Raw genomic sequence first — 24,598 nt, 5'->3', positions numbered from 1 at the left:
AGCAGGCTCATCTCTTTGTGATAGAGACAACCCACGCAAACATAGCAGGGCTGAATAGCCCGTATAAGTGCGGTCCCAATAGCGTGAGAGCGTGTATTGAGTCAAGAAAAAACCATAAAAAACGCCTTCCCTGCCTGAATGATTTTATTTTATGGTGACGATTATGCGTAAAATTTTGATAATTTCACTGATATCTTCTTTCGCGTTTCTGTTTTCGGGGGGAAAGACTCCTGCACTGGCGCAGAATAATCCTGAAACAGAGAATTTCTTCGGTCCGGAATTAAACGATTCTCTCGATAGTCAGCAGGAAATCTCTCAGGGGAATGCTGAAATTAACAAGATTCTCAAAGTATTACGGCAGAAGCCTGATGCTGCCAGCACAGCCTGCCTCCAGGCCCTTTCAGCCATGCGTGATGCCCAGAAGCGGCTCAAAAAGGAAGCTGATGAGGTCACTGATGAAAGCAGGTCAAATTTTGAGCTTGCGCAGGATGTGTTTGGCTCCAGCGTGATGGATGTCAGCACAATGTGTGGTGCTGACGCCCATACTCTGTGCCGTGAACACCAATATGATAATGCCGGATTGACCCAGTCCTGCCCCCTTCTTCAGGAGGAACCTGAATAGGGGACCAGGAACTCTCTAGAACCCTGGTGGGTTATACTTTATTATGAGCACACCAGAGTGCAAACGCCTGTACCAGGGCCGTCTCACGTAGCCGCTCAAAGCGGCCTGAAGAGCCTCCGTGTCCGGCTTCCATATTGATCCGGCAGAGAAAGGGCCCACCCTGAGCGGTGTCTCTCAGGCGTGCAATCCATTTGGCAGGTTCCCAATAGGTCACGCGTGGGTCTGAAAGGCCCCCCATGGCTAAAATAGCCGGGTAGGCAACCGCCCGGATATTGTCATAAGGGGAATAGCTGGCAATCACGTCATAAGCTGAAGGGTCCGTGAGGGGATTTCCCCATTCCGGCCATTCCGGTGGCGTGAGTGGAAGGGTCGTGTCTGACATGGTGTTGAGAACATCAACAAAAGGAACCTGGGCGGCAATCCCTGCGAAGAGCTCAGGGGCCATATTGGCAACAGCCCCCATTAAAAGCCCCCCTGCTGACCCGCCGTGAGCCACGATATGGCCAGCACTGCTATAGTTTCTTTCCACCAGGTGATGAGCACAGGCGATAAAATCTGTGAAACTATTGGTTTTTTTCTCTTTGCGCCCATCAAGAAACCAGTTCCATCCTTTTTCAGAACCGCCACGAATATGCGCAATCGCATAAATCCATTTACGGTTAACAAGGCTCAGGATACTGGTTGAAAAAGCAGCCTCCATGGATATCCCATAAGAGCCATATCCATAAAGCAGAAGGGGCGCTGAGCCATCTATAGGCGTGTCTTTATGCCGCAGGATCGTTACAGGCACCATCGCGCCATCCCGGGCTTGTGCAAAAAGGCGTTCCGTTACGTAAAGTGAAGGGTCATGACCGGAGGGGACTTCCCTGACCTTGCGCAAAGTCCGCTCACCCGTCTGCATATCAAGATCATACCAATGGGCGGGTGTCGTGGGGGATTGATAAACGTAGCGCAGCACAGGGCGCTCATATTCCAGAATCCCTAATAGACTCAACGTATAGGCTGGTTCTTCAAAGCTGACTTTCCGGGCCTGGTCACGTAGTGACGCGGTCAGGGGTGCACCGGGGGTGGGTGCCTGTTCTGTGGAAATAATGTAAAGATTTTCGTTACATTCGAACCGTTCAATCCAGGCAAGATGCTCTTTCCCGGCACAGACGCCAAGAAGGAAATGACCTTCCTGCCCGGGCAGAAATTCTGACCAGTTTTCACGTCCCGGAGCCTGATCTGGAGCTTGCATAAGCTTGAAATCAACAGCACCACCGCTATTGGTGAGAATAATGAAACGATCATTCCAGTGGGTAAAACTATAACGCTCACCTCGCACTAAAGGAGCGGCAACAGAAGGCTCAGCCTCAGGATTATGGGCAGGGATGAGGAGCGTTTCGTTTGTATCATGGTCGCCCCGCTCAATGATGATCCATTGTTTGGAGTTGCTTAATCCGATTGTAAGGAAAAAGCCCGGGTTAGTTTCTTCAAAGACAAGATGATCTTCCCCGCCCAATAAAGGCCGGCGATAAATCCGTGATGGGCGGCCGAAATCGTCTCGATAGATCCAGAAAATCCAGTTCCCATCGGGCGAAATGGTAAAAGAGCCTGTTGTGTTTTCTATCGGGTCAGCACACAGCGTTCCTGTTTGCAGGTCCTTGACCTGAATCTGATAGACTTCCGAGCCCTGTACGTCTTCGGCATAGATATAATAGCGATGATTTTCAGTATGAGCGGCACCGGCCAGGCTGTAATAAGCGTGCTGTTTTGCCAGTTTATCAACATCGAGAAGGATTTCCTCTTTCCCACCATCCCGTGGACGGCGGATATGAAGAGGGTGCTGCCCCCCTTCCTGATAACGGATCCCGTAAAGCCAGGGGCCGTGAGGAACCGGCACGGATTCCTCCAGAGGAGAAAGGCGCCCGCACATTTCCTGAAAAAGCGTTTCCTGCAACGCTTCCGTCTCTGCCAGGACCGCTTTGGTATAGGCGTTCTCTGCCTGAAGATGGGCCCGTATATCCTCTCTCAGAATGGTGGGGTCACGTAGGACCTTTTGCCAGTTTTCGTCTTTCATCCAGCTATAGGGGTCTGTCCTGACGCGGCCCAGTTGTTCAATCGTGACAGGCTCGCGTTTGGTGAAAGGCGGAGTGGGAAGTTTTTTCTGAGAGTTCATGAGGAGCAATGTGGTCCTTTTCCATAAAGTGTCAATAGACACTATTCATAAAGAAAGTGACGTAATGTCCTTGTGATGTCGTAAGAGACAGGAATCCTGATTGTGTCGATCTGACAAATAGGTGTGAGGTTCAGGGATGTCACGAGCCATGCCCCTTCAAGAGAGGATACATCTTCAGGTGTCAGTGAGGCTTCATGGCATAAGCCCTGCTCGATCAATCTTTGGCGACTGATCCCTGGAAGGGCGCCGTCTTTTATAAAGGGCGTCACGAGCCTACCGTTCAGAAGAGCGAGGAAATTGGAGGCCGTTGCCTCGGCAATCGTCCCTTTTTCATTTAAAAGAAGGGCATCTTCTGCCTGTTTTTCATGAGCTTCAAGACGCGCAAGAACGGAAGTGAGTGCGTTGGTGGATTTGATACGTGATAAGACCGATTGTGAATCGCGCCTGTAGGAGGAGAGAGACACTCTGACAGGGGGCAGTTCCTCTTCAGCGAGGGAATTAATGGTAAGCATGAGGGTCTGCTGTGGAGAGGGCGGGGGAACCAGTCCCCGTGGTCCCGGTCCTCTTGTGACCGTCAATCTGGCCGAGCCATGAGCAAGCTGATTGCTGGAGCTCAGCTGGGAAAGAGCCTGTTCGATCAGGGAAAAGGGAGGCGTTTCCAGGCGCAGGAGATCACAGCCATTGTTCAGTCTGGCCCAATGGCGTGCCAGATGGGGGGCCTTTCCATCATTGAAACGGAAAGTCTCAAAAAGACCGTCTCCCAATAAAAATCCGCGATCAGAGGGAGAAATCGCCGCCTCATTGACGGCTATTACCCGACCATTAAGCCAGAGAAACGGAATCTGGTTTGAAGAGCGCTTCATCTAGGTGCCCAGAACCTTTAATAATGGTGCCGCCTTTAGCAGCATTTCCTCATATTCTGCCTGGGCCTGTGATGGCCAGGTAATCCCCCCTCCGGCCCCTAATCTGAATTGTTTTGCCGTGGCACTGACGCTGCGGATAATGACGGAGCTATCCATAGCACCCTCCCAGCCTATGCGAAATAATGTGCCACAATAAGCACCGCGTGAAGAGCTTTCGAGCTCATCAATAATTTCCAGAGCACGGTGCTTTGGCGCGCCGGTTACAGAGCCGGGAGGGAGTGTTGCATGCAGCAGGTCAAAAACGTCATAGTCCGCTTTTAAGCGTCCTGTCACACTTGAGACGAGATGATGCACATGTGCAAATTCCTCCACTTTGCAAAGTTGGGGCACATGGACCGACGCCAGTTCACTGACGCGCCCCAGATCGTGGCGCATCAGGTCGGTAATCATCAGATTCTCAGCAAGCTCTTTTTCATTTTGGGCCAGCTCTGCCTTGATCGTCTGATTATGTTCAGGGTCTGCGGAAAGAGGCGCTGTGCCTTTGATCGGGCGCGTTTCTATCACTCCTTCAGCGGTGAGGGATAAAAAACGTTCAACAGAGCAGCTTAAAAGCCCGAAATCCGGTGTGTTGAGAAAAGCCCCAAAAGGGGCAGGGCAGGCACGGCGCAATTTTCTGTAAAGAGCAGATAACTCAGTCTTTTCCGGTCTCTCAGCCTGCCAGCGCATGGTCAGATTTGCCTGAAAAATATCGCCTTCTTCAATGAAATTTCTGACAGCGTCCACAGAGGCTTTCCAGTCGGCCTCAGGATCATCAGCGGTGAAATGCAGAATAGGGGGGCTGGAAAGGGTTTTATCAGGGAGAGCAGGCGGGAGATTGCCCTGAGCACTGGCCCACCAGAGACGTTGTTCCAATCGGTCAAAGATAAAGAGGTCATAACAGGCCATGACCAGAAAAGCCGGGGCGTCACTTTCATGACGGGAGGCAATCCCCTCACAGGCCAGCCCGGCCTCATAACTGGCAAACCCGATCAACCCGCCCGTAAAAGGGAGAGTGGTTTGCAATAAACGTGCCGGTTTATAGTTCGCCCAGAAATCTCTAAGGATGGACTGGAAATTTTTGGCGTCCTGCTGACTCAGCTCTTTAACAGCAACAGGATGTGGGCAGAGATAGCTCCATCTTTGGCGTTCCTGAGCAGGATCTCCTCCACTATCAAGAAAAGCGACCGCCTTGCCGGAGAGAAATGAAAGATAATGCTCCGGGTCATGCCATGGGAGTTCAGTCAATAATGGGAAAAAAGAAGAGGCCATGGCTGACTATATTAATAACATTTGGAAATTATGGAGACAGAATATGCTCTTTTAGAGGATTTATCGGAAAGGGAGAAGGGACGGGCAAGTCGTGCAGACTTTCCCTGTCTGGTGCTTCCAGTAGTGATGGTCTATAATAAAATCTTCTGCTGTTATAAAATTGGGTGGCCCTGTTTTGAGCGAACCGCACGATAGTCTTCCTTCCGATCGCTTGCCTGTGACAATTGAGGAGGAAATGCGTTCCTCCTATCTGGCTTATGCGATGTCAGTCATTGTTTCGCGTGCTTTGCCAGATGTTCGTGATGGGTTGAAGCCTGTTCACCGACGTATCCTTTATGCCATGCGGGAAAGTGGTTTTACCTCTGATAAACCCTACCGCAAGTCGGCCCGTGCAGTGGGTGACGTCATGGGTAAATATCACCCTCATGGTGATAGCTCGATTTATGACGCCATGGTGCGTATGGCGCAAAGCTGGTCAATGCGGGTCTGCCTGATTGATGGGCAGGGCAATTTCGGCTCAGTCGATGGTGATAGTCCGGCTGCCATGCGTTATACAGAGGCGCGTCTTGCCCGCTCGGCCTCCTTTCTGTTGGATGATATTGACCGCGATACCGTCCAGTTTCAGCCAAATTATGATGAAAGTGAGCAGGAGCCGCAGGTTCTTCCCGCTGCTTACCCGAATCTTCTCGTCAATGGGGCTGCGGGTATTGCTGTGGGAATGGCAACCAATATTCCCACCCATAACCCGCTTGAAGTCATTGATGCGACCCTGGCCATGGTGGCAAATCCCGCCATTACACTTGATGAGCTGATGCAGATCATCCCGGGCCCTGATTTCCCGACGGGGGGAATTATTATGGGGCGGCGTGGAATCAGGCAGGCTTTTGAAACAGGTCGTGGTTCCATACCCGTACGCGCACGCGCCGAAATTGAGGAAATTCGCAAGGATCGTTACGCGATCGTCGTTACCGAAATTCCTTACCAGGTGAATAAGGCGACCTTGCAGGAAAAGATCGCGGATCTTGTGCGTTCAAAAGAGATTGAAGGAATCTCTGATATACGCGACGAGAGCGATCGTTCCGGTATGCGTGTCGTGATTGAATTGAAACGCGATGCCACAGGCGAAGTTGTTCTCAATCAGCTTTATCGCTTCACGCAGCTTCAGACGTCTTTCAGTGTGAATATGCTGGCTCTTGATGAGGGTCGTCCCCGGACGATGGGCCTTATTGATGTTCTCAAGGCCTTCATCCGTTTCCGTGAAGATGTCATTTTACGTCGTGCCCGCTTTGACCTCAATAAAGCGCGTGATCGTGGCCATTTGCTGGTTGGTCTGGTCATTGCTGTCGCCAATATCGACGAAGTGATTACCCTGATTCGTTCAGCCCCGGATGGGGCGACAGCGCGTGAGCGCCTGATGGCGCGGGCGTGGCCGGCTGATGAAGTTGTGCCTCTGCTTGAGCTGATTCACGATGAAGGAAACGTTGTCATAGACGGCCATGTTCATCTGACAGAAGCGCAGGCTCGCGGTATTCTGGATCTGCGTCTGCAACGACTGACCGGTTTGGAACGTGAAAAGATTCAGGCTGAACTTGATGAAGTCAGCGTCAAAATTACAGAATTGCTCCATATTCTGGAAAGCCATATCCGCCGTATGGAGGTTATGCATGAGGAGCTTATGGCGGCTCGTGCAGCTCTGTCCTCTCCACGTTGTACAGAAATTTCCGACGCATTGGGCGATCAGTCAGATGAAAGCCTGATTGAGCCTGGCCAGATGGTTGTGACCATCACACGTGATGGCTTTATCAAACGCACACCGCTTGAGATATTCCGCTCCCAGAATCGTGGTGGCCGTGGGCGCACTGCGGCGGGGCGGCGTGGTGATGATGTGGTGATTCGCAGCTTTAATGCGCACACCCATCAATGGGTGCTGTTCTTCTCATCAGGCGGGAAAGTGTACCGCATGAAAGTCTGGCATCTGCCGGAAGCGGCACCTACTGCCAAAGGGCGTGCTCTGGTCAATCTTCTGCCGGAGCTGGGGGACGATATTATTACGACCGTTCTGCCCTTGCCGCAGGATGAAGAGACATGGGATGATCTGCACCTTGTCTTCGCAACAGCGAGTGGCAATGTCCGTCGTAACCGCCTGAGTGACTTCCGCAATATTCGCGCTTCCGGCCTGATTGCCATGAAGCTTGATGAAGGTGATTCGCTTATCGGGGTGGCCACCTGTCAGGAAGGGCAGGATGTTTTCCTTGCCACGCGTAATGCCCGTGCAATCCGCTTCCAGATTACTGATGAAACATTGCGCGTCTTTGCAGGTCGTGGCAGCACAGGGGTAAGAGGGATTCGCCTGGCGGAAGGTGATCAGGTCGTCTCACTCTGTATCCTCAATCATGTTGAGGCCAGTGTGGAGGAGCGTGCCGCCTATCTCCGCATGGCCAATGCACGCCGGCGTGCGGCTGCCAATGAGGGTGACATCGAGGAAGAAACCGTCGAAACACCGTCTGACGAGGAAGAGGAAAATGCCGCCGAGACCGCTCTGAGTGAAGAGCGTTTTGAAGAGCTGGCAGCGCAGGAAGAGCTTTTGCTGACTGTGACAGATACAGGCTTTGGTCGACGTTCTTCTGCCTATGATTACCGCGTTTCAGGGCGTGGTGGTCAGGGTCTGAATAATATGAACTTTACGACTGAGCGTCGCGGCCGTGAAATTGTGGGAACGCTTCCTACAATGGACGATATTGATATCATGATGGTTACAGATACCGGCCGTCTGATTCGCCTGCCTGTCTCCCAGATACGGGTCATGTCTCGTCAGGCTGGTGGGGTGACCTTGTTCCGCGTCGATGGTGAGGAACGCGTCATGAGCGTTTTCCCTGTGGAAGAAGATAGCAGCGAACAGCAGTCCGAAGAGACAGAAACATCTGACGTACAAGAGGGCCCGAAACAGGATGAGTAATCCGCGTATCGGTTTCTATCCTGGCACGTTTGACCCGGTTACATTCGGACATCTGGACGTTATTGACCGGGCCGCTGCGATCTTTGACCATCTGGTGGTTGGTGTTGCGGTTAATGAGGATAAAAAGCCATTTCTGACGCTGGAAGAACGGATTGTTCTGGTGAGGAAGGAAATTTCCAACCTGCCGCATGGGGACCGTATTTCAGTCATCGGGTTTGATAATTTGCTGGTTGATGCGGTTCATCAGGCCGGGGCAGGCACAGTAGTACGTGGTTTGCGCTCAGCTGGGGATTTTGATTTTGAAACGCAGCTTTCCGGAGCTTTGCGCCGTCTGGCACCTGAGATTGAGACCGTCTTTCTTCTGGCGTCTGAGCGTCACCGTACAACGGCAAGCCGTATTGTCAAAGAAATTGCCAGATTGGGAGGCGATATTTCTCCCTTTGTCAGTCTGGAAGTTGCGCAGGCGATCTTATCAAAACTGGGTCGCCTTCCTACATAAATATAAGCGTCATTGAATCATTGTTCTTTTGAGAGGAAAAAACATGTCTGAGACAGATACAAAAAATGGTGAAAAACTTGTTCTGGACATCCCGGAAGGGAAAGTTGTCATTGCCCTGCGCCCTGATCTGGCACCAAAGCATGTTGAGCGCCTGAAAACACTGGCAGAAGAGGGATTCTATAACGGTGTGAAATTCCACCGCGTCATTGATGGCTTTATGGCTCAGGGTGGCGACCCTACAGGAACAGGAAGCGGCGGAAGCTCATATCCTGATCTGCCAGCAGAATTCACAAAAGAAGCCCGTTTTGAACGCGGGACAGTCGGCATGGCCCGCACAATGAACCCGCATAGTGCCAACAGCCAGTTCTTCATCATGTTCGCTCCATGCCCGTCTCTCGATGGTCAATATACGATCGTAGGGCAGGTTATTGAGGGTATGGACGCGGTTGACAAGATTAAACGTGGTACAGGGGCCTCTGGTATGGTCAAGGACCCTGACGAAATTATCCGCGCTTACGTTGAGGCCTAAGGTTTCTTCCCTGGCTCTGGAGGCAAAAACAGTCTCCAGAGCTTTTTTTTAATTAATCTTTTTGTAAGAGACGTTTTTTTGTGGAAACGTCCTTGACGCCGGTCGCTTGATCCTGTAGCTAGTGCCTCAAGTTGAACCGGTAGCTCAGTCGGTAGAGCATTCGACTTTTAATCGAATGGTCGTGGGTTCGAATCCCACCCGGTTCACCATAATTCCCCTTATAAAATAATGTTGCTTTATTGATTTTTCGCTAAATCTTGCGATTTCTAAAGCGTAATGTCTTCAGAGAATTCTGGGATATTATAAGCTTTCTCTCAGAGCTCGATCTTGAAGTTCATCGAGCCCTGAAAAGATGTGTCTGGATTTCCGTCAGCGCTTTTTATTACCGCTTGATCCAGCGTATCAGACTATTACCGATCAGCTGAATCAGGCAGACCATGACGACGAGTACGGCGACGACCCAGAGCATGATCGTGGTATTAAAGCGTTGATAGCCATAACGGATGGCGAGGTCACCGAGACCGCCTGCCCCGATCGTCCCTGCCATGGCAGAAGCGCCCACGAGCGTAACGAGGGTCACTGTCAGGCTGCCAATAAGGCCGGGCATGGCTTCAGGGATCATAACAGAACGGATAATCGTGAAACGTGAGCCCCCCATGGCGCGGACGGCGTCAATCAGACCGGGGTCGATCTCTCTGAGGGCAACTTCGGCCAGACGGGCATAATAAGGGATGGCTGCAATGGCGAGAGGCACAATGGCGGCGTGTGTCCCTAAAGACGTCCCTGCAATGAAGCGAGTGACAGGAATGAGCAGAACCAGCAGAATGATGAAAGGAATCGCTCTTAAGGCGTCAACAATAATGCCTACGATCCGAGGGAGCAGCGGAAGCCGATAAAGCCCTTTTGGCCCTGTTGTGATCAGAAAGAGGGCCAAGGGTAGCCCGAAAATGACAGCAAGCGCCGTTGAAGCAAAAACCATCTCCAGAGTTTGCAGGGTTGCGTTGAGAATGAGTTTAAGAATAATCGGGGACATAACCCATCGCTTCCATATGCTGAACTTTAAGTGCGAGAAAAGCCCGGGCTTCTGAAACGCGCTCTCCTTTAAGCGCAATGATCATGTCGCCTGCCATTTTGTTTTCAAGCGATGTCACCCCGCCCTGCAACAAAATTGTCTCGACATGGAACTGTTCTGCAATCTGGGAGAATAGAGGTGTGCAGGTTGTTTTATGATCCAGGACCAGCCTTAGGACCGTTAAATAACCCGGTGCAGGCTGAGATTGGATGACGCCTGTAAATTCAGCAGGTAATTGGGGGCTGCATTCTGTGAGTAATGCCTGAAGAGGACCGCCATCCCTGTTTTTGCATAATAAGTCCAGAAACGTCCCGTTTTCGACCAGTCGCCCATGATCCATAACGAGCACATGCTGCGCAAAGCGTCGAATGACATCCATCTCATGCGTGATGAGAATAATGGTCAGGCCAAGCTTCTGATTGATATCGGCAAGCAGATTCAGAATTGATGCAGTCGATTCAGGGTCGAGGGCAGAGGTTGCCTCATCGCATAAAAGAAGGGACGGACTGGCGGCAAGAGCGCGTGCAATCCCGACTCTCTGCTTCTGTCCCCCTGAAAGTTGTGAGGGGTATTTCGGGCCAAAGCCGTCCAGTCCAACAAGCTGTAAAAGCTCGTTAACGCGTTCTTTCTGTTTTGCCCGGGGCCAGCCTGCAATCTGGAGAGGCAGAGCAATATTTCCGGCAACGGAACGAGACGTCAGAAGGTTAAAATGCTGAAAAACCAGCCCGATTTTGCGCCTGATCTGAATTAATTTCGATTCACTCTGTTTTGTCAGGTCGATCCCATCAAGAAAAATGGACCCTTCCTGAGGCCGTTCCAAGGCACATAAAGAGCGGAGAAGGGTGGATTTCCCTGCTCCGGAGCGACCGATAATCCCGATAATTTCACCTTTTCTGACCGAAAAGGAAATATTGTCCAGAACATTTTGACCAGAGAAACGATGACTGACCTGTTTAACGTCTAAAAGAATACTCATGGCCAGGCAGGGAGGACCGTTCCATGATAAGCTTTCGCAATAGCGTCGGCTACGTCAGGTTGCTGAAATGCCTGAACAAGGGCCTTCACCCAAGGAGCATCCTTATCTTCCGGGTTGATGACGATGATATTGACGTAAGGATTATTTTTCAGATTTTCTGAACCGATCCGTTCTTTCTTGAGGTCAACCCCGGCTTTGCGTGCCCAGTCCGTATTGATGACAGCACCATCAAGATCAGGCAGGGTACGGCCGACAATGCCGGCATCCAGCTCTTCAATCGAAAGATTACGTGGATTTTCTGTGAGATCCAGTGCAGTCGGAAACAGCCCTGCATCCGGCGAAACTTTAACTAACCCGAGAGCCTGCAGCATCAACAAGGCGCGGCCTTCATTGCTTGGGTCATTCGGTACGCCGATTTTGGCATTTTTGGGAATGTCAGCGATAGACGTCCATTTACGTGAATAAAAGCCGATCGGCTGAAACGTCGTATTTCCGGCAATGATCAGATGGTAGCCATGAGCCTTGTTCTGAGCGTCCAGATAAGGGCCATGTTGAAAGGCATTGGCATCCAGCTCATGTTCAACAAGGGCCTCATTAGGGGCATTGTAATCAGAGAATGTCGTTATCTTGAGGGTCAGGCCCGCTTTTACCGCATTCTGGGAGACAACTTGCCAGATATCTTCATCTTCACCGGCCATAATCCCAATCTTAAGCACTTTAGGTGCTTCTGCCTGAGCCTGTTTACTGAAATCAAGAATCAGAAGCCCGAAGCAGAGTATAAGAGAGAAAAGACAGAAACGGTTAAGGAGACGAAACGATCTCATGTGGAGTAATATCCAGTGACAAAAAGCAGACAGGGGAACAGACGCACTTATATATTTATCTGTTTTGTGTCATGATTTCCAGTAACAAGGCCCTCAGAAGGCTCCGGACAAAGCGTTCCCGGAGCCTGGATAGAGGAACAGGCTTTTAGGGACTTTCGTCCCTTTCGTCAAATATGGCCTTCGAGATAAGGCGCGTGTTTAACGGCGTTGAATTCACAGAATTCGTAACGACCGACACCTGATGTTACGAAAGGATCCTGGGAGAGAATCTGCCCCAGTTCTTCTTCTGAGATTGACCCGCGCACGATCAGAACGCCGCCTTTTCCCGATGTCATAGGACCTGACATCATTAAAAGTCCCTTCTCGAAAAGACCTGCAAGAAAAGCACGGTGAGCCGGGCGCTGAGCAGCAACGTCTTCAGCAGAGGTAAGATAGGTCACTGTGGCGATAATGATATTACTCATAAAAAAACTCCCCTTTAAAAGGCGCTGTTTACGCATATTTATACTTTATTACGGATTGTAAGTCAGTGCGTTGAACATAAGGTGAAATGTTTTTTCCGAAAGGGTACATGATGATTCGCGTTCTTATAGCCTTTTTTATCCCCTGGTTCACATTTTTTACAATTGGTCGCCCCGTTGCGGGTGTCATCTGCCTGATTTTGCAGATTACGATTTTAGGCTGGATCCCCGCTTCTATATGGGCGTTTCTGGCCCTTAGAAATTATGATCAATCCACGTCCTGCCCTGAAAAGTAGTCTTTCTCTCCAGGGCAGAGACGGAACATGCCTTTCTAAAAAATGAGGAGAGCCCCATTAAGAGGTCTTCTCCTGATCTTTTGCCGGATTCTCTTTTTCTGCCTTGGATGTGTTTTCTTTTTGGGTAAGAGAAACAGGCAGATCACTGACAAATTGTAAGGTGCGGGTCGGGAAGGGGATATCAATGCCCCGTTCCTCAAAAAGTTTTTTCATGCGGCGATAGAATTGCCGTTGTACAGGCCAGCGACCGGCGGTCGTGGTTGGAACAGCACCTTTAATGGACACTGACGAATCATTGAGTGAGTCGACCCCCCAAAGTTGGAAATCATCAATAATGAGGCTGCTGAATTCAGGGTCAGCTCTCATGCCCGCAGTGACATCGAACAGCGCTTTAACAGCCAGGTCAGTATCTGTGTCATAAGAGACGTCGGCCGTAATCAAGGCGCGCGCAAAGTCACGATTGAAATTGATGATCTGCCCAAGCGAACTGAAAGGGAAAATATTGATCGAGCCGTCCAGGGCCCTGATATGGACTGTGCGCAATGAAAGTTTTTCAACAATGCCATAGGTGCCGTTTAACGTAACGGCATCCCCGACCGTCAGAGCATTTTCCATCAGGAGGAATATGCCACTGATAAAATCCTGCACAAGTTTCTGGGAACCAAAACCCAGTGCGACACCAAAGATTGAGGCGCCTGCCAGGAGGGGGGCGATATTGATCCCGAGTTGAGAGAGGATCGTCAGACTGATCACAGCGGTCAGAATGACAAGCAATAAAATTCTCAACATGGGTTGGAGCGTACGGATCCGCGCCATACGCGCCTTGTAATTGCCTTCTGCCTCTTTTTCTATCTGGCGGATCTTGTGTTCTATCGTAACATTGGCAATCTCCCAGACGATGACGCCAATAAGCAGACTGACAACAATTGTTGCGAGAGAAGAGAGAAGACGTGCCCCGATCGTATGTCTGCCAATGACCTCATAAGCAGGGGTCCCCCAGGCAATCGTCAGGGCAAGAATTGTCAGTATAACGATAATAAAGCCGATTACGCGTTGTGCTGCGGGATAATAACGCAGGATCCTTGTTCTGGTTTCCTTGGTGATGGACCATTTATTGAGAGAGTTGAAAAACCGCTCCAGCCCGCCATAAGCAAAGATGCTGAGAATACGCATAATAATCAGGGCAGCGATCGTCCGTCCCGTAATGCGCAGGATCATTGTATAACCGCCCGGAATTTCAGCAGCCCAGACAAGCCAGAGTGCGAAAACGAAGAAAAGCGCAATGACCCACCAGCATTTGGCAACAAAATGCAGGATGGGAGCAAGACGCTTATTATGTTCAGCGGCGCGATTCAGAGCCCAGTCAACATTGGAACGGCTGCCCAGAATGAGAAGCGCGATCATGATATGGACGATCAGGGCCAGTATTTTTGCCAGAGAAAGCGCAATCGATTCCGGTAAAGTACAATCCTTGAGGATAATGAGCGCTGTGATCCCCCAGGAGACCACATGGCCGATATTGCGTAATCCCTTGAAAAGGAAAAGGGCCGTGCCATCACTTAATGTTGTGAGGCGCAGCCATGGTTTTTCGGGGGAGAAAAGGGCGCGTAACAAGGCAATCCAGACAGCCAGTCCGACAACGGCAAGCCAGGTGATACTCCAGACTGCCCGCATGGTCTGGGCATCGGGGTCGGGGTCAAAACTCTGAATCACAAGAGCGATCAGGGGGAACATGCAGACCCCGAGAAGGTCCATTATGAAACGGCCGAATGTATAGGGGAAACGCCGCAGCGTAACCATCAGGTAAGCCATCGCTCCCTGACGTTGCATACGTTTTTCAGTATCCTGTATCTGTGCCGTGTTTTTAGCGGTTTTGTCAGTTTTGGTTGGTTCCACCTCTTCTGATTGCTGGCTGGCTTCGTCTCTGGCTTCCTGCAGACCTTTCAGGTCATCTTGAATATTCTCCCGGTTAAAGCGCTGGGCCTTGAGCTCAAGCTTTTTGCGGGGTCCACGTAAGAGAAGGCGCATACCATAGGCCAGTGCGACGCCCCCAATGACCAGAATGGCCACACGGATGGAAATCCGCATGATCTCATGTTGGACACTCGGCGTTTTCATCACGTGGTTAATCCATGGAAACAGGTCACTGAAATTTGTGACTGTCTTGCTTAATGTCTTGAATTTTCCCAGCCCCTGGCGGCTGACATCAGTAATTTCATTCCAGCTTGTATCAAGCAGAGATGTATCTTTGGTGGTCGTTTTCTGCGCGGCGGTAAGATTTTGTAACGTTGTGATGAAATCCTGACGTTTTTTGGGATCTTTCAGGACGCTGAGAAGCTGGTCAGTTTGTTCCTGCGAAATATGGGGGGGCGTCGTTACCGCAGGTGTTGCCGCTCCCTCCGCAAAAGCCTTGATGGAAGAGATGCCTGATCCGGAAACAAGAAACAGCGCAAGAATAACAAGCCTGAAAAGGGAGAATAGTGATAAAGGAAAAGGGCGTTCTTTTTCGGACATGGGTCGAGCGTCTTCCAATTTATTGGCAGATATAGCACATGAGATAAGCAGGCATATTTTACCATGCCGGGCACTTATAGTTAAGTTACCCGGAAATTACATAATCCTCATAGGGCAAAACAGGAATGACCGGCCCTGTTTTTATTTCTGATTATTTTGGGACAAGGCCACGGCCCATAATTGAGCCAATGTGTCAGCTGCGTCTGTCCCTTTCAGCTGCTTCAAGGTTGCAAGGGCTTCCCCTGTTCTGCCGGCGTCATTCTGCGCAAGAGCATAAACAAGGAGAGCCTGTTCCTTTCCGGAAGACTGTTTATCCAGCCCCTCTTTCATCAGAGCCAATCCCTGATCAGGCTGTCCGGCAAGAATAAGATTATACCCTGCTTTCAAAGCAGGAGCTGACCCCGAGTCCGAGCGGGCTTTTTTAAGTGTGTCGGGAAGGTTCTGCTGCTCGGTCTGTGCCTGTCGGGTAATAAAGTCATGGAAATGAGCATACTCGGTTTCAGCGCTTCCCTGGCCGAGAAGATTTTGTTTATAGGCCTGCTCCAGAAGGGTGAGCGCCAATGTGGCATGACCCAGTTGGACAGCTCTTTCGACCATATCTTTCAGATCGGCGGGGTCTTTAAGATTATGGGTCTGGAACCGCAATCTCTGAAGAATGAAGGATAAGGTTGGCGATAAGGCATGATCTGTCATAAGGGAATGGATCAGAGCCTGCCAATATTCCGGTTTTGGAAAATTCCGGGCGAGAAGTGTGTAGGCCTGATTTATATGGGCCTGATCTTTCAGATGCGTTGCAGATACAGCCATTAACTGCAATTGGGTTTCAGACAGTTTCGCCCCGGATTTTTCAGCATATTCCACGCTCTTTTCCGCGGAGCGAAGAGCTTTGGGCCAGTTATGGCTGAGATAAAAAGCCTGAGTCAGCAGAAGGCTTGTTTGTTCGTTGGGCCCAATGTCACGCAGGTAACGCTCTGCAGCCTGAGCCGCGGCATCATAGTTTTTGGCTTTGTAAGCCAGGCTGATTTCTGCAGAGAGCAATTTTCCCTTCTCCTGGGGAGAGGTGAGGGGATCCCTGATCAGAGCGTCAAATGCCTTGAAAGCGTCTGTGACATTGCCGGTTTTTGCGGCAATAGCGGCTTTCATCTGGGCAATTATATAAGCTTCATAGGGTGTTTTATCGGCTATGATTTCAGCAGAATTCACGTCCGCACTTGCCTGATTGTAACGGCGGGCAGACAGGTCATTCTGGGCATGTTGCAACGCCTGGCCAATTTCCGGTCTCAGGACAGATTCCTCGGCCCAGACAGGCTGAAAGCCGGTCAGAAGGAAAGTACCGCTCAGGAATAGGGAAAAAACTGAGATGCGGAAATGTGTCACGATTATTGTCCCTCTGTAAATTGCTCCAGCCCGATAATGCCCAATTTTTTAATGCCGGATTTCTGGGCGTCAGACAGCACATGAGCGACTGTTTTATAGCTGGAAAGACGGTCTGGATGGACATGAATCTCAGGTCCGTCTTCCCCTCCCTGTTCCACGCTTTCCCGGAGATGGTTCTGCAGGTCCTCTTCCGAGGTCAGGGTTGTGCCGTTCCAGCTCAGGCTGTTGTCATAATTGATATCGAGCGTGATGGGCTGTTTATGATCGGCCTCTGCCTGGCTTTTATTTTGGGGAAGATCAATGGAAACAGAATGAGTCTGTAACGGGATCGTGACGATTAACATAATCAACAGGACGAGCATGACATCGATTAAAGGTGTCGTATTGATATCGACGATGCTGTCATCGTCCTGCGTGTCATTCGTGCCGAGATCGGGAGACATAAAAGGGGTTTCTCCAGGTAAGCGAAGCGATCAGGAAAGATTATCCATGCGGAGGAAGTGTAATAAAATCGACATGTGCGATCCCCGCTTCCTGACAAGCCTCAATAATGGGGCCGATAGCGGCATATCGGGCAGTGCCATCGCCACGGATCTGAATCTGCGGTTGTGGATTCTGTTTTGCAACAGCCTGCAATTTATCCATTAAGGCGCCCCGGTTGGGCATGAGATCCTGATTCCAGTATATGCGGCCATCAGCCAGTACAGCCAGAACGATATTGCCAATTTTGGTATGGGTAGGCTGATTGCGCTCTACGGGCAGGTCCACTTTTACAGTGTGTGTTGCCACAGGAATGGTGATCAGGAATATGATGAGGAGCACCAACATGACATCGACGAGAGGGGTGGTATTGATTTCCGATACCACCTCATCTTCGTCACGGTCATCTCCATTTGGAAAGGAGACACCCATTTTTATGCCTGACTGTCTGGTGTTGAGGGAGAGGATTGTGCGTCTTTGTTGAAAACAGCCTCATGACGATAGCCGCCAATCAGCACAGCATGCATGTCTGATGAGAAGTTTCTGACGCGTTCCATCGCAGCCTTGTTGCGGCGTACGAGCCAGTTATAAGCCAGAACAGCCGGGACAGCGGTTGCCAGACCGATGGCGGTCATAATCAGGGATTCACCGACGGGACCTGCGACTTTATCGATTGTGGCCTGTCCTGCAATACCGATTGCTGTCAGAGCGTGATAAATCCCCCAGACTGTTCCAAAAAGCCCGACAAATGGTGCGATTGAGCCCACAGTGCCAAGAAAGGCAAGCCCGCTCTGTAAGCGTGTGGCGATCATATCAACGGAACGACGCAGAGAAAGGGCAATCCAGGACTGGTGATCAATCTGCTGGGTGATCGGGCCTGTATAATGTTCTGTTGCCGCAAGGCCGGTTTCCGCAATATAGCGGAAAGGAGAATTTTCTTTCAAAGCGCTCATTCCTTCAGCAATGGAGCCCTTTTTCCAGAAGGTGCGTGAAGCCTCACGTGCTGCATTGAAAACACGGGCCTGTTCAAGCAGTTTGACGATCAGGACAATCCATGTCCCCGCTGACATGATCAGAAGGATCAAAAGAACGATTCTGGCAACACTGTCACCATTCTGCCAGAGGGCTTTGAGGCCATATGGGTTCGCGGTGGGGGCTGCGTCTGCCTTTTCGTTATTAACCAGAGCAACGGCGCTGGCCCCTTCCGGCTGAGCAGGAGTGGCGGCCTCTGTCTGGGACTGCGGAGCAGGAGATTCAGAGATTTGTGCTGACTGTGAGGCTGGGAAAGTCTCAGGGTGTGAAGGGTCAACCTGAATGCTGTAATTCGGCTCTGACTGCGCCTGAACAGCGGAAGGCAGGCAAAGTGCTGTTCCCATCCCCAAAATCAGGGCAAATGCATAATAGCGTCCTCGCCGTGCAGAAACGATATCAGAACGTGTTGAAGGGTGAGAAGGTTCGGTCATGACGCTTAATAATCCTCTTTAATCGTGTGATTATGGCGGGGGATAGAAACTTTAGCGGGAGACAGGCAGGAAAAGAATAAGACGTTATGTATCATAAAATCTCTCAATTCATGCCGTCGCTTAACGTGAAATCAATATGGAGTACATGGCCATGTTCAATAACGGGCCGACCATTCATGACAGCAGGCTGGTAGCGCACGCCTGATTGTGTCAGGAATTCCAGAGCGCTTTCAGCAAAATCATGACCACCGCGTACACTGGTTAATTTACAGTTCGATGGTCTGCCATTTTCCAGAATATCGCATACAGCCGTTACACTACCTTCCCGGCTTTGTTCCTGGGCCTCGGCTGGATATTCCGGCTGCACATTATTGATCGGCACGGCGCCTGCAGAGTGATCGCCCGGGCTGGGAGAGCCATTAGCGTTTCCTGTTGCTGCCTTGCCGGTTGTGCCTTGTGTCGCCTGTGACTGGCTTTCAGAAGGCTTCTGGCTTTTGGAGGGTTGCTGACTTTTGACAGGTTGCACAACTTTGGGCGCTTTAACGGGCTTTTTATGCGTTACGTGCTCAATAGGGTGCGCTTGCTGCTTTGCAATATTCAGCTTGGGAGGCGGGACATAAGGCTCAGAAGGTTCAACCAGTGCAGGTGGTGGTGGCGCAGCGGCAGCGTCCTGTGAGGGGGTCTGGGCGATAATCGTCGTCTGGAGGGGGGATAATGTTGCCGTTACTTTCTGCATCGCCACACGCTGATGATTAAGAGAAAATAAGGCAATTCCAGCAATGAGACACGTCACCCCGATCGCAATGGCATAGTCTACAGGCCTATGCTGTTGGGTGACATAATGTTTCATAATAAACCCTTCTTATCCTCTGTCCGTATCAGAATGCCGGATCATGAAGTTCCCGCTATATAAAGCGGTAACTATACACTAAATGCAAATCAGTATCATCCTCTTTTCCCAAAAAGGACGATGAGCCCTCTCCGGATGCAGAAGGGACAACCGGAGAGATATTATTCCACTGTTGAGGCCAATCCAAGGTGGATGGGCCTCAATTCAGTTGTGAAGTCAGATTAATTATTGTGCCTGAGCACTTGCTTCAGAGCGTGTCCCGCCGACTCTCTGGGCCAATGAGGCCGCCATAAAGTCGTCCAGATCACCATCGAGAACAGCGTCCGGATTTCCTTTTTCCACATTTGTGCGAAGGTCTTTGACCAGCTGGTAAGGAGCCAGAACGTAAGAACGGATCTGATGCCCCCAGCCGATATCGGTTTTGGCGGCTTCATTCTCAGCCGCGGCGGCTTCGCGTTTCTGGAGCTCAGCTTCATAGAGGCGGGCTCTCAGCATTTCCATAGCCGTTGCACGGTTGCGGTGCTGGGAGCGGTCTGTCTGACAGGCGACCACAATCCCTGTTGGAATATGGGTAATACGGATCGCTGAATCCGTTTTGTTAATATGCTGACCACCCGCGCCGGAAGCCCTGAAGGTATCCACCCGCAGATCAGAATCATTGACTTCAATCTCAATGGAGTCATCAACAACCGGATAAACCCAGACTGACGAAAAGGAAGTATGGCGGCGTGCTGCCGAATCAAAAGGTGAAATGCGGACCAGCCGGTGCACACCAGCTTCTGTCTTGAGCCACCCATAAGCATTGGGACCACTGACCAAAATCGTTGCCGATTTGATGCCAGCCTGCTCTCCGTCACTGGATTCAATCAGAGAGACTTTATAGCCATGTTGCTCTGCCCAGCGTGTATACATACGCAGGAGCATACTGGCCCAGTCCTGTGCCTCCGTGCCGCCAGCCCCTGCATTGACTTCCAGGTAACAATCATTGGCATCTGCCTCGCCGGAAAGCATACTTTCCGTTTCGCGCTGCTGAGCCTGTGTTGCCAGGTCGCGCAGGGCTTTTGTACTGTCCTCAATCAGGTCAGTATCATTTTCCATTTCGGCGAGTTCAACCAGTTCGAGCGCATCTTCCGTCTCTTTTTCCAGTTGTTGAACACCCTCGATCTGGTTGGCCAGCAAAGTGCGTTCCCGCATGATTTTCTGGGCGGCTTCAGCATCATTCCAGAGGTCAGGGTCTTCTACGCGCTGGTTGAGCTCAGCAAGACGGGTTGTCGCGACATCCCAGTCAAAGATGCCTCCTCAGCAGTTCCACTGACTGCTTGATTTGCTGGGAAAGGGCTTCTGTCTCAGCCGACATGAATTAGGGTCTCCATTAGAAATAGAAGAAACATTATAAGAGTTTAGAGAGCCTCTTAGTAGAGGCCCCCTACGCCAATGTCACTATGTGAGGATTGGGCTGGTGCATTTTTGTCGCTGGGTACAGGGGCGGAAAGGGGAGAAGGCGGTGCAAGTGCTGTTCCGCTTCCCAGGTTGCTGCTGGTAGGACCGTCCATATTTTCCTCAGAATCAGGAATCATGTCTGCCCCGTTATCACTGGCTGTAAGGGCCTGCGTCCCAGCGCCGAATCCATGAAGCGGCACAGAGGCACCTGGTGTCTGGTCATCCTTGAAGGCGTCAACAGCCATGATACGGCCTGTATTGTACCGTGCCAGAATAACGCCAGCCGGGGGTGAAAAATCCCGTTCAGGCAGTCTGGACAGGGCCGATTTCATAATTTCATTCCAGATTGGCGCTGAAACGCGCGATCCTGTTTCATTACGGCCCAAAGAGCGCGGCGTGTCAAAACCAGTCCAGACAACCGTAACAATATCGGGAGAGAATCCGGCAAACCAGGCGTCACGGTAATCCTGACTGGTGCCGGTTTTGCCGGCGATTGGTTGCTTGATCCCAATTCCTGCCCGTACACCCGTTCCCCTCGTAATGACATCCTTCATCATGATTGACATCTGATAAGCACTTTGAGGGCTCGCTAATACGGGGCGCTTATCCTCTATCTGGGGTAGTCCACTGGGGGGAGGGGTGACAAGAGCAAAGCCGTCACTCTTCCATAAAACAGTACCTTCTGGGTCCTGAATATAATCTATGAAGCTTGGTTTTACGGTCCGGCCACCATTGGCAATAGCTGCATAAGCGGCTGCTTCACGGAGGACGGTTGTTTCAACAGCACCAAGGGCTGCAGGGAGATAAGGGGGCATGGAATCAACCATGCCGGACCTGACCGCCATATCACTGACCGCAGCCATGCCTAGATGGGCGGCAACCCTGATTGTAACAAGGTTACGGCTTTCTCTCAGGGCATCATGGAGTGTTGTGGGGCCCCAATTATCATGTTCGTAATTTTGTGGGTGCCAGTCCCCAAAGGAAATAGGCGAATCATCAAATGTCTCAGAAGGGGATATGTCTCTTTCCATGGCGGCCAGATAGACCAGCGGCTTGAAAGAGGAACCGGGCTGACGCAGCGCCTGTGTGGCACGGTTGAACTGGCTCTGATTAAATGACCAGCCACCGACCATGGCCAGGACGCGCCCGGTATGAGCATCAAGTGTGACTGTTGCGCCTTCAACTTCAGGGATCTGTTTAAGCGCTGCACGTCCTTCAGACGTAGGCTCTATCATCACGACATCGCCCGTATGCAAGGGATGTGTGCGGTGGCTCCAGGCCACATCATTGGCCTTCAGGTTCGCTTTCCGGGCCTGGCCGTTTTCATTCCAGCCAACTGCGGCAATTGTTCCGGGCAGAACAACAGCCAGTCGCCATTCGGTCAGCATACCGGCCGGTGGCTTCAGTGCGGCAAGCTGGTGTGACCAGTCATCCGTCAGATAAAGACGGGAAACAGGGCCACGCCACCCACCATGTGTACGGTCATAGGCCATGAGTCCTTCTCTCAAGGCAAGTGTGCTGACCTTCTGCAGGTAAGGGTCAAGACTGGTATGGACCTCCAACCCCCCCTGAAGCGCCTGCGTCTCCCCATATTGCGTAATCAGCTGGCGGCGTACATCTTCAGAGAACCATTCTGTTGTCGGCAGGGGGCCAAAACGCCTTTTTTCCTGTGGGACAAGGGGTTCTTTCTGGGCGCTTTCAGCATCTTTTCTGGAAATGACACCTGTTTCCTGCATACGGTCCAGAACCCAGTTCCGGCGCCATAAGGCTGTATCAGGATGAAGGAACGGGTTGTATTTTGTCGGAGATTTCGGCAAAGCCCCCAGCATTGCCGCTTCGGCATTATCGAGCTGGTCCAGTGACTTGTTAAAGTAGGAGTGTGCCGCCGCTTCAACCCCATAAGACCCGCCACCCAGATAAATGCCATTAAGATAGATCTCCAGAATTCTTTCTTTGGAGAGTGTCTGCTCAATGCGGAGGGCCAGAAGGGCTTCACGAATTTTGCGGGTCAGGGAGAGATTGTTATTATTCAGCAGCATCACCTTGGCGACCTGCTGCGTAATGGTGGAAGCGCCGAGCGGTCTTTTGCCATGGCGGGCGAAAATATCGGTCAATCCCGCCCGGGCAATGGCGAGAAGGTCAATTCCGCCGTGGGAATAGAAATTCTGGTCCTCTGCGGAAATAAAAGCCTGTTTGACTTTTTCAGGGATGGCCGTGATCGGCACATAAATGCGTCTCTCACGGGCGAGTTCCGCCATAAGCTGGTCATCAGAGGTGTAAAGTCGGCTTACGACGGGTGGATGATAATGCTGGAGCGTTTCAACGCTTGGCAGGTCAGCACTTAAATGTGTGTAAAATCCCCATGCCACTACAATCGAGCCGACAACACCAAAAGTGCTTACCCCCAGAAGAATGGACAACAGGGTGCGGTAACGTCGGAAACCGGGTTTCTGAATCGAGGAAGAAGGCCGCTCAGGCCGAAGGGAAGGACGCGTCATGCTGTCTCTATAACATGGGCTGAAAAACAGGCGAAGAGACTATCTTCGGTCGAAGTAATACCATCTTCCAGAAGAGGTGTGAGATGGGACACCTTAATTTATATAAGAAAAATTTATTTCCAAGAGGGGCAATCACCATATCAGCAATAATAACGAGGTATTTCCTGGCAGGGCTTATCAGCTGCATAGGGGCGTTTATGCATAAAATAGTCTATTTTTCAGGTTGATCATTATTCATAATATTGCAATTTTGTAATGAATTATCCACCGACATATCAGGGTGAATTTTATGGTCCCTTCTTTGCTTAATGCCAGACGTCTTGTTGTAAAGATCGGGAGTGCCCTGGTAGTTGACCCCGAACAGGGACGACCGCGGCTGGAATGGATGCGAAGCGTCGCTTCAGATATCGCGCTCCTGCGTAAAGCGGGAGTCTTTGTCGTGATTGTCTCTTCCGGTGCCATTGCGCTGGCACGTCGTCAGTTGGGATTGCTGGAAGGAACGTTGACACTCGCAGAGAAACAGGCGGCTGCGTCAGTAGGGCAGATGATACTGGCTCAATCCTGGAGAGAGGTTCTGGCTTCAGAGGGGCTGACAGCCTCACAGGTTCTCTTTACGGCAGATGATACAGAAAATCGGCAGCGTTACCTCATGGCCTGTGACACGTTTGAAGCTCTTGAGCATTTGGGGTGTGTGCCTGTCATCAATGAAAATGATACGATTTCGACCTATGAAATCCGTTTTGGTGACAATGACCGTCTCGCGGCCCGTGTGGCACAGATGATCGGTGCTGATCAGCTTGTACTGCTTTCAGATATTGATGGGCTTTATACAGCAGACCCACGTCTTGATAAGACAGCTCAACACCTCCCGGTTATTGACCATTTAACACCGGAGATTGAGGCTATGGGTGGTGAGCCTCCCCCCGGTTATTCTTCAGGAGGGATGAAAACAAAACTTGTTGCCGCCTCTATCGCAACGCAATCAGGTTGTGCGATGGCCATTGCCAAAGGGACGGTTTTTCATCCCTTGAAAATGCTTCTGGAAGGAGGGCGTTGCAGCTGGTTTCTGCCAGAAATTCAGGAAAAGCAGGCCCGGAAAAAATGGATATTGGGTGCCTTGAAAAATCACAACCGATTAATGATTGATGAAGGTGCTGCCAAAGCGCTGACTCAGGGAGGGTCCTTATTGCCTGCCGGAATTCTGGCTGTTGAAGGGAATTTTTCCCGTGGAGAACTGGTCAGGATCGAGGGGGAAAGCGGTTCTGTTATAGCGCACGGTATATCGGCTTATAACGCACAGGAAATAAAGCAGTTATTGGGGTGCCATTCAGAGGAAATCATCAGTCGTCTGGGGCGGAAAGGGCCGGATGAGATCATCCACCGTAATGATCTTGTCTTATGAGGAAAATGTT

At 50.9% G+C, this 24,598-nt stretch carries 21 protein-coding genes and 1 tRNA gene; 7 read left to right on the top strand and 15 right to left on the bottom strand.

Features of this window, described 5'->3' with window-relative positions; all coding sequences use genetic code 11:
* Positions 1-163 precede the first annotated feature (163 nt).
* Positions 164-622: a hypothetical protein gene (locus ACSYSY_RS08290; protein ID WP_491707095.1), complete on the top strand. Its 459-nt coding sequence runs from the start codon at positions 164-166 to the stop codon at positions 620-622.
* A 31-nt stretch (positions 623-653) separates the two neighbouring features.
* Here the strand turns inward: ACSYSY_RS08290 and ACSYSY_RS08285 are convergent, their stop codons facing one another.
* The 3 genes from ACSYSY_RS08285 to ACSYSY_RS08275 are packed head-to-tail and all read right to left on the bottom strand — an operon-like array spanning position 654 to position 4,951.
* Positions 654-2,780 (bottom strand): S9 family peptidase, encoded by a 2,127-nt coding sequence (locus ACSYSY_RS08285; RefSeq protein WP_491707094.1) that lies wholly within the window; start codon positions 2,778-2,780, stop codon positions 654-656.
* 41 nt (positions 2,781-2,821) lie between these two features.
* A complete protein-coding gene (locus ACSYSY_RS08280; RefSeq protein WP_491707093.1) occupies positions 2,822-3,643 on the bottom strand; it encodes an aminotransferase class IV in 822 nt (273 codons plus the stop codon).
* Positions 3,644-4,951, bottom strand: coding sequence for an anthranilate synthase component I family protein (locus ACSYSY_RS08275; RefSeq protein ID WP_491707092.1), 1,308 nt, complete (start codon positions 4,949-4,951; stop codon positions 3,644-3,646).
* Between the two features lie 235 nt (positions 4,952-5,186).
* Here ACSYSY_RS08275 and gyrA point away from each other — a divergent pair, with 235 nt between their 5' ends.
* The 4 genes from gyrA (at position 5,187) to ACSYSY_RS08255 (ending at position 9,144) form a co-directional block, all read left to right on the top strand.
* A complete protein-coding gene (gene gyrA, locus ACSYSY_RS08270) occupies positions 5,187-7,907 on the top strand; it encodes a DNA gyrase subunit A (protein WP_491708258.1) in 2,721 nt (906 codons plus the stop codon).
* Positions 7,900-8,406 (top strand): pantetheine-phosphate adenylyltransferase, encoded by a 507-nt coding sequence (coaD, locus tag ACSYSY_RS08265; RefSeq protein WP_491707091.1) that lies wholly within the window; start codon positions 7,900-7,902, stop codon positions 8,404-8,406. Before gyrA ends, coaD begins: the two co-directional genes overlap by 8 nt.
* A 43-nt stretch (positions 8,407-8,449) precedes the next feature.
* A complete protein-coding gene (locus ACSYSY_RS08260) occupies positions 8,450-8,935 on the top strand; it encodes a peptidylprolyl isomerase (RefSeq protein WP_491707090.1) in 486 nt (161 codons plus the stop codon).
* Between the two features lie 133 nt (positions 8,936-9,068).
* A tRNA-Lys gene (locus ACSYSY_RS08255) sits at positions 9,069-9,144 on the top strand.
* A 173-nt stretch (positions 9,145-9,317) separates the two neighbouring features.
* Here ACSYSY_RS08255 and ACSYSY_RS08250 read toward each other — a convergent pair.
* The 4 genes from ACSYSY_RS08250 to ACSYSY_RS08235 all read right to left on the bottom strand — a co-directional run bounded on the left by ACSYSY_RS08250 (position 9,318) and on the right by ACSYSY_RS08235 (position 12,271).
* On the bottom strand, positions 9,318-9,968 hold the full coding sequence (locus ACSYSY_RS08250; protein WP_491707089.1) for a methionine ABC transporter permease: 651 nt from the start codon (positions 9,966-9,968) through the stop codon (positions 9,318-9,320).
* Positions 9,949-10,983, bottom strand: coding sequence for a methionine ABC transporter ATP-binding protein (locus ACSYSY_RS08245; protein ID WP_491707088.1), 1,035 nt, complete (start codon positions 10,981-10,983; stop codon positions 9,949-9,951). The genes ACSYSY_RS08250 and ACSYSY_RS08245 overlap by 20 nt, the downstream gene beginning before the upstream one ends.
* Positions 10,980-11,807 (bottom strand): MetQ/NlpA family ABC transporter substrate-binding protein, encoded by an 828-nt coding sequence (locus ACSYSY_RS08240; protein WP_491707087.1) that lies wholly within the window; start codon positions 11,805-11,807, stop codon positions 10,980-10,982. The genes ACSYSY_RS08245 and ACSYSY_RS08240 overlap by 4 nt, the downstream gene beginning before the upstream one ends.
* Positions 11,808-11,974: 167 nt before the next feature.
* Complete coding sequence (locus ACSYSY_RS08235) at positions 11,975-12,271, bottom strand: YciI family protein (RefSeq protein ID WP_491707086.1); 297 nt, start codon at positions 12,269-12,271, stop codon at positions 11,975-11,977.
* A 113-nt stretch (positions 12,272-12,384) separates the two neighbouring features.
* On the opposite strand from ACSYSY_RS08235, the gene ACSYSY_RS08230 reads away from it, so the two are divergent.
* Positions 12,385-12,564: a YqaE/Pmp3 family membrane protein gene (locus ACSYSY_RS08230; protein WP_491708257.1), complete on the top strand. Its 180-nt coding sequence runs from the start codon at positions 12,385-12,387 to the stop codon at positions 12,562-12,564.
* A 57-nt stretch (positions 12,565-12,621) separates the two neighbouring features.
* Here ACSYSY_RS08230 and ACSYSY_RS08225 read toward each other — a convergent pair whose 3' ends face one another.
* From ACSYSY_RS08225 to ACSYSY_RS08190, 8 genes are all read right to left on the bottom strand, one after another.
* Positions 12,622-15,078, bottom strand: a complete 2,457-nt coding sequence (locus ACSYSY_RS08225) for a mechanosensitive ion channel family protein (protein WP_491707085.1) — start codon at positions 15,076-15,078, stop codon at positions 12,622-12,624.
* A gap of 141 nt (positions 15,079-15,219) precedes the next feature.
* Positions 15,220-16,455 (bottom strand): hypothetical protein, encoded by a 1,236-nt coding sequence (locus tag ACSYSY_RS08220; protein WP_491707084.1) that lies wholly within the window; start codon positions 16,453-16,455, stop codon positions 15,220-15,222.
* A 2-nt stretch (positions 16,456-16,457) separates the two neighbouring features.
* Positions 16,458-16,898, bottom strand: a complete 441-nt coding sequence (locus tag ACSYSY_RS08215) for an ExbD/TolR family protein (protein WP_491707083.1) — start codon at positions 16,896-16,898, stop codon at positions 16,458-16,460.
* Between the two features lie 40 nt (positions 16,899-16,938).
* The gene (locus ACSYSY_RS08210; RefSeq protein WP_491707082.1) at positions 16,939-17,367 is read right to left on the bottom strand and encodes an ExbD/TolR family protein; all 429 of its coding nucleotides are present in this window, start codon (positions 17,365-17,367) and stop codon (positions 16,939-16,941) included.
* A gap of 2 nt (positions 17,368-17,369) precedes the next feature.
* Positions 17,370-18,398 carry a MotA/TolQ/ExbB proton channel family protein gene (locus ACSYSY_RS08205; protein WP_491707081.1) on the bottom strand — a complete coding sequence of 343 codons (1,029 nt, stop codon included), beginning with the start codon at positions 18,396-18,398 and terminating at the stop codon, positions 17,370-17,372.
* Positions 18,399-18,501: 103 nt separating this feature from the next.
* On the bottom strand, positions 18,502-19,248 hold the full coding sequence (locus tag ACSYSY_RS08200; protein ID WP_491707080.1) for an energy transducer TonB: 747 nt from the start codon (positions 19,246-19,248) through the stop codon (positions 18,502-18,504).
* Positions 19,249-19,473: 225 nt separating this feature from the next.
* A protein-coding gene (gene prfB, locus ACSYSY_RS08195) for a peptide chain release factor 2 (RefSeq protein WP_491707079.1) occupies positions 19,474-20,605 on the bottom strand; the annotation gives its coding sequence in 2 pieces (ribosomal slippage) (positions 19,474-20,535 and positions 20,537-20,605; 1,131 coding nt in all).
* A 55-nt stretch (positions 20,606-20,660) separates the two neighbouring features.
* Complete coding sequence (locus tag ACSYSY_RS08190; RefSeq protein ID WP_491707078.1) at positions 20,661-23,186, bottom strand: penicillin-binding protein 1A; 2,526 nt, start codon at positions 23,184-23,186, stop codon at positions 20,661-20,663.
* A gap of 289 nt (positions 23,187-23,475) precedes the next feature.
* Between ACSYSY_RS08190 and proB the strand changes: the two genes are divergently transcribed.
* Positions 23,476-24,588 (top strand): glutamate 5-kinase, encoded by a 1,113-nt coding sequence (proB, locus tag ACSYSY_RS08185; RefSeq protein WP_491707077.1) that lies wholly within the window; start codon positions 23,476-23,478, stop codon positions 24,586-24,588.
* Positions 24,589-24,598: the final 10 nt, after the last annotated feature.

This window comes from Aristophania sp. ESL1100, assembly GCF_058511235.1.
This window is presented reverse-complemented; position numbering and strand designations above follow the sequence as displayed.